The organism is Nostoc sp. (assembly GCF_036919895.1).
GTDB lineage: Bacteria > Cyanobacteriota > Cyanobacteriia > Cyanobacteriales > Nostocaceae > Nostoc.
The window spans coordinates 1-750 of sequence record NZ_JBALBW010000003.1 but is presented as its reverse complement, the minus strand read 5'-3'; the positions used below and the strand labels follow the sequence as shown (position 1 = coordinate 750).

Here is a 750-nt window from a genome sequence, read left to right as displayed (position 1 = left end):
CGGCTGTCTGCTAAACTCTGCTTTTAGGGAACCAAGATATCCAAATATTGATAATGTCGTTAATTTCAAATACATTAGCAACTTTCGTAGCTCTTTTTCCAATTGCCAATCCAATAGGTGCAGTTCCGGTTTTTTATAGTTTAACAGCGAAGGAAACATCATCACAGCGTCATCAGCAGGCAATACAAACTGCCACGAATGTAGTTTTAGTTTTAGCTGTGTTTTTAGTAGCTGGCAGATGGATACTAGAATTTTTTGGGATTTCACTTCAGGTGCTACGGCTAGCAGGTGGATTACTTGTTGCTCATACAGCGTGGGAAATGGTAACGGTTCGTCAACGCCTAACTCCATCAGAAAATGATGAGGCTATGGACAAAGAGGATATTTCTTTTACACCAATGGCAGTACCATTAATCAGTGGGCCTGGAGCAATTGGTGTGGTAACGAGTTTATCTGTTAGCTTTAATCATTGGGTAGAGTATCTAGAATCTCTAGCGGGGATTGTTTTAATCGGGATTAGCCTTTACCTGTGCCTCGTCTTAGGAGAACCACTGATTAATAGGTTAGGAAAAAACGGTGTGGGAGCCTTAAATAGAGTTTTTGGTTTTTTCATCTTAGCAATTGGTGTGCGGTTTATTGCTGATGGCTCTATTTCATTATTGAAGTCGGCATTTCCTGTCAAGTAAAATAACCTTTGATTTATAGCAAGTTAAAAGCAAAAATCCTATAGTTCAACATTACCCAGGTGTG

General features: G+C 39.6%; 1 protein-coding gene. It reads left to right on the top strand.

The features are described from left to right. Window positions 1-53: 53 nt before the first annotated feature. On the top strand, window positions 54-686 hold the full coding sequence (locus tag V7K55_RS00140; protein ID WP_334826953.1) for a MarC family protein: 633 nt from the start codon (window positions 54-56) through the stop codon (window positions 684-686). The last annotated feature ends 64 nt before the right edge of the window (window positions 687-750 follow it).